Origin of the sequence: Actinosynnema sp. NPDC059797, assembly GCF_042732085.1 — a bacterium.
Lineage (GTDB): Bacteria > Actinomycetota > Actinomycetes > Mycobacteriales > Pseudonocardiaceae > Actinosynnema.
In genome coordinates, this window is record NZ_JBHWIE010000429.1 from 1 (window position 1) to 5,525 (window position 5,525).

Annotated in this window: 2 protein-coding genes; both read left to right on the top strand. The window is 75.6% G+C overall.

The genetic code is table 11. The annotated features are described in order from the left end of the window. Positions 1 to 1,023, top strand: a 1,023-nt coding sequence (locus tag ACFV4N_RS39020) for a beta-ketoacyl reductase (protein ID WP_499677712.1), incomplete at its 5' end; no start/stop codon positions are given. 11 nt (positions 1,024 to 1,034) lie between these two features. Further along, positions 1,035 to 5,525, top strand: a 4,491-nt coding sequence (locus ACFV4N_RS39025; RefSeq protein WP_499677713.1) for a beta-ketoacyl synthase N-terminal-like domain-containing protein, incomplete at its 3' end; no start/stop codon positions are given.

The window sequence follows — 5,525 nt, forward strand, 5'->3', positions numbered from 1 at the left end:
GCGGAGCACCCGCTGACCACGGTCGTGCACACCGCGGGCGTGCTCGACGACGGCGTCATCGACCGGCTCACCCCGGAGCGCTTCGAGCGGGTGTTCCGCCCGAAGGTGGCCGCCGCCTGGCACCTGCACGAGCTGACGAAGGACCACGACCTCGTCGACTTCGTCCTGTTCTCGTCGTTCGTCGGCACGGTCGGCCCGGCTGGCCAGGCCAACTACGCCGCCGCGAACAGCTCGCTGGACGCGCTGGCCGCGCACCGCAGGGCCCTCGGCCTGCCCGGGACCTCCATCGCCTGGGGGCTCTGGCGGGGCCCGGGGCTCGGCGACCGCGACGGCGCGGCGCGGCGGCTGGCGGCCCGCGGCGTGCGCGCGATGGAACCCCGCCACGCCATCCAGGCCCTGGACCAGGTGATCGACCGCGACGAGACGGCCGTGGTCGTGGCGGACGTCGAGTGGTCCTCGTTCGCCGCCGAGCTGATCGGCACCCGATCGGCCTCGCTGCTCGCGGAGCTGCTGCCGACCGGGGAGGCCGACCCCGGGCCGACGGCGGGAGGGGCGGCCGACACCGACGTGCGCGAGCGGCTCGCCGGCCTGCCCGCCACCGAGCGGGCGCATTCGCTGACCGAACTCGTCCGGACCGAGGTGGCGGCCGTGCTCGGGTACCCCGACACCGGCTCGGTCGAGTCGGGGCGCAGCTTCCAGGAGATCGGGTTCGACTCGCTCACCGCGCTGCGGCTCCGGAACCGGCTCGGCGCGGCGACCGGCCTGCAACTGCCCGCCACGCTGGTCTTCGACCACCCGACGCCCGCCTCGGTCGCCGAGCTGGTGCACTCCGAGCTGTTCGGCGAGGACACCGGGACCCCCGGGAGCGGGACCGGTGAGGGCGTCGACGACGCCACCGGCCCCGAGCTCGCCGACGGTGCCGCGCCCACCAGCGCGATCGACTCGATGGACATGGCTGACCTCATTCGCGCCGCATACGGCCGAACCGATGCGAGCGACCAGTCGGAGGGACCGACCTCATGACCACCGCCTCCATGAACGAGCTCGTTGACGCGCTGCGCAACGCGCTCAAGGAGAACGAGCGGATCCGGCAGCGGCTCGGCGAGGTCGAGGCGCGGGACCGGGAGCCGATCGCCATCGTCGGCATGGCCTGCCGCTTCCCCGGCGACGCCGACAGCCCCGAAGCCCTGTGGCGGCTCGTGGCCGACGGCACCGACGCGGTGTCCGGCTTCCCGACCGACCGCGGCTGGAACCTGGACGAGCTCTACGACCCCGACCCCGAGAAGGTGGGCCGGACGTACTCGCGGGGCGGCGGTTTCCTGCGGTCGCCGTACCTGTTCGACCACGACTTCTTCGCCATCCCCCCGCGCGAAGCGACCGTGATGGACCCGCACCAGCGGCTGCTCCTGGAGACCTCGTGGGAGGCCCTGGAACGCGCGGGGATCAGCGCCGACGCGGTGCGGGGGAGCCAGACCGGCGTGTACGTCGGCGTCAGCTACCAGGACTACATCTCGCTGCGCACCGTGCCGTCGACCTACGAGGGCTACACGCTCACCGGCAACATCGCCAGCGTCGTCTCCGGGCGGCTGTCCTACGCGTTCGGCCTGCGAGGGCCCGCGGTCACCGTGGACACGGCGTGCTCCTCCTCGCTGGTCGCGCTGCACCTGGCCACCCAGGCGCTGCGCTCGCGGGAGTGCTCGCTCGCCCTGGTCGGCGGGGCGACGATCATGTCGGGTCCGGCTTCGCTGATCGAGTTCGCCCGGCAGCGCGGGATCGCCGCGGACGGCCGCTGCAAGGCATTCGGCGACGAGGCCGACGGCATGGGCTGGGGTGAGGGCGTCGGCGTGCTCGTGGTCGAGCGGCTGTCCGACGCCCGGCGCAACGGCCACCGGGTGCTGGCCCTCGTGACCGGGTCCGCCCTCAACCAGGACGGCGCCTCCAACGGCCTCACCGCGCCGAGCGGCGAGGCCCAGCGCCAGGTCATCCGGGCCGCGCTCGCCAACGCCGGCGTGTCCTCGACCGACGTGGACGCGGTCGAGGCGCACGGCACCGGCACCAGGTTGGGCGACCCGATCGAGGCCAGGGCCCTGCTGGCCACCTACGGCCGGGAGCGGACGGCGGACGCGCCGTTGTGGATCGGGTCGCTGAAGTCGAACATCGGGCACCCGCAGGCGGCGGCCGGCGTCGGCGGCGTGATCAAGATGGTCATGGCCATGCGCCACGGCGAGTTGCCCAGGACCCTGCACGCCCAGCGGCCGACGTCCCACGTGGACTGGTCGGCGGGGACGGTCCGGCTCCTCACCGACCCGCGGCGGTGGCCCGACCGGGGCCGTCCCCGGCGCGCCGCGGTGTCGTCGTTCGGGATCAGCGGCACCAACGCCCACGTCATCCTGGAGCAGGCCCCCGACGACCCGGCCGCGACCGGCTCCGCGCCGGTGCGGCGGGCCGACACCGGTCCGTGGCCGTTCGTGGTGACGGGTCGGGGCGCCGCCGGGCTGCGCGGCCAGGCCGAGGAGCTGCGCTCCTTCGTCGAGCGCCACCCGGAGCTGGAGCCGGCCGACATCGGGCGGAGCCTGGTCACCACCCGCGCCGTGCTGGCCGACCGCGCGGTGGTGGTCGCCGAGGACAGGGCGGCCCTGCTGGCCGGCCTGTCCGCGCTGGCCGCCGGCACGGACAGCGCCGCGGTGCACGCCGGTCGGGCGGCGGAGGGCCGCCTGGCGATCGTGTTCACCGGTCAGGGCGCCCAGCGCGCCGGGATGGGGCGGGAGCTGGCGGCGCGGTACCCGGTGTTCGACTCGGCGCTGGACGAGGTCTGCGGCGTGGTCGACGAGCTGCTGGGCCGGTCGCTGCGCGAGCTGATGTGGGAGGGCGGCCCGTCGCTGGACCGCACCGAGCACGCCCAGCCGGCGCTGTTCGCCTTCGAGGTCGCCCTGTTCCGGCTCGTCCGGTCGTGGGGCATCCGGCCGGACTTCGTCGCCGGCCACTCGATCGGCGAGATCAGCGCCGCGCACGTGGCCGGCGTGCTGTCCCTCGAAGACGCCGCTCGCATGGTCGTGGCGCGCGGCCGGCTGATGCAGGCGCTGCCGGAGGGCGGCGCCATGGTCGCGGTGAACGCCGCCCCGGACGTGGTGGCCCCGCTGGTCGCGACCGAGGCCGGGGTGTCCGTGGCCGCGGTGAACAGCCCCGACTCCGTCGTGCTGTCCGGGGCAGAGGAACCGGTGGCCCGGGTCGTGGCCCGGCTGACCGCCGCCGGCCACCGGACCCGCCGGCTCACCACCAGCCACGCGTTCCACTCGGAGCTGATGGACCCGGTGCTGGAGGACTTCCGGGCCGTCGTCGCCGGGCTTGCCTTCGGCGCGCCCGACATCCCGGTGGTGTCCACCCTGACCGGTGCCCTGGCCGACGCGGCCACGCTCGGCGATCCCGGGCACTGGGTCCGCCAGGCGCGCGAGCAGGTGCGCTTCGCCGACGGCGTGGCCACCCTGCGCGAGCGGGGGGTCACCCGGTTCCTGGAGCTGGGACCGGACGCGGTGCTCTCCACCATGGTCCGGGAATGCCTGCCCACCGACCGGCGGGTGACGGCGGTGGCCGCGTCCCGCCGCGACCGGCCCGAGGCCGTCGCCCTGCTCGCCGCGGCCGGCCGCCTCTTCGCCGGCGGCGGCGAGGTGGGCTGGGCGGCGCTGTTCCCCGACGGGGGCCCGCGGGTGGACCTGCCGACCTACGCCTTCCAGCGGCACCGGCACTGGCTGCCGCGCGACGGCTCCACCGCCCCGGCCCCCGCGGACCCGCCCCCGGCCGCCGCGCCCGAGCCGGACACCGGCGCCCGGACCGCGGACGTGCTGGCCGTCGTGGACCAGCGCCGGGTCATGAGCGACCTGGTGCGGACCTCGATCGCCCTGGTGCTGGGCCACGACTCGCCGGCCGCGGTCGACGTCGAGCGCACCTTCCAGGACCTGGGTTTCAGCTCGCTCGCGGCGGTGGAGCTGCGGGACCGGCTGAACGCGGCGCTCGACCTCCGGCTGCCCGGCACCCTGGCCTTCGACTACCCCACGCCCGCCGCCCTGGCGTCGTACCTGGTCGGCCTGGTGACGAACAGGGCCGACGAGGAACCCGGCGCGATCGCCCCCCTCGCCGCGCCCTCCACCGACCCGATCGTCGTGGTCGGCATGGCCTGCCGCTACCCGGGTGGCGTCGGCTCGCCGGAGCAGCTCTGGGAGCTGGTGGACGGCGGGCGCGACGCGGTGTCGGGGCTGCCGACCGACCGGGGCTGGGACCTGGACACCCTGCTGCACCCGGATCCGACGCGGCAGGGCGCCACCCACGTGCGCGGCGGTGGCTTCCTCGACGACGTGGCGCAGTTCGACGCCGCGTTCTTCGGCATCTCGCCGCGCGAGGCGGCCTCGATGGACCCGCAGCAGCGGTTGCTGCTGGAACTGACCTGGGAAGCGCTGGAGCGCACCGGGATCGACCCGAAGTCGTTGCGGGGCAGCCAGACCGGCGTGTTCGTCGGCACCAGCGACCAGGACTACGCGGACCTGCTCCTCGGCAGCGCCGAGCTGGCCGACGGCTACCTGCTCACCGGGACCTCCGCCGCGGTGCTCGCCGGGCGGGTCTCCTACCAGTTCGGCCTGGAGGGGCCCGCGCTGACGGTCGACACGGCGTGCTCGTCGTCGCTGGTGGCGATGCACCTGGCCGCGCAGGCGCTGCGGTCCGGGGAGTGCGCGCTGGCGCTGGCCGGCGGCGCCACCGTCATGGCCACCCCGATCGACCTGCAGGAGTTCGACAAGCAGGGGCTGTCCGCCGACGGCCGCTGCAAGGCGTTCGGCGCGGGCGCCGACGGGACCGGTTTCGCCGAGGGCGCCGGCCTGCTGGTGCTGGAGCGGCTCTCCGACGCCCGGCAGAACGGCCACCCCGTGCTCGCCGTGCTCCGCGGCTCGGCGATCAACCAGGACGGCGCCTCCAACGGCCTCACCGCCCCCAACGGCCCCTCCCAGCAGCGGGTCGTGCGGCAGGCGCTGGCCAACGCCGGCGTGCGCCCCGACGAGGTGGACGCCGTGGACGGGCACGGCACCGGCACGGTGCTCGGCGACCCGATCGAGATCAAGGCGCTGCAGGCGGTGTACGGCCGGGACCGGGGCGAGGGCGACCCCCTCTGGCTGGGCTCGCTCAAGTCCAACATCGGCCACACCCAGGCGGCGGCCGGGGTCGGCAGCGTCATCAAGATGGTCATGGCGATGCGGCACGGCCTGCTGCCCAGGACCCTGCACGTGGACCGGCCCTCGGAGCACGTCGACTGGGAGGGCGGGAACGTCCGGCTGCTCGGCGACGCCCGGCCGTGGCCGGCGACCGGGCGTCCCCGGCGGGCGGCGGTGTCGTCGTTCGGGGCGAGCGGGACCAACGCGCACGTCATCGTGGAGCAGGCCCCGGACCCGGGACCCGAGGGGGGACCGGCGGACCGGTCCCGCCTCGGGTCCCGGGTGCTGCCGCTGCCGCTCAGCGGTCGCGGCGAAGCCGCGCTGCGCGGT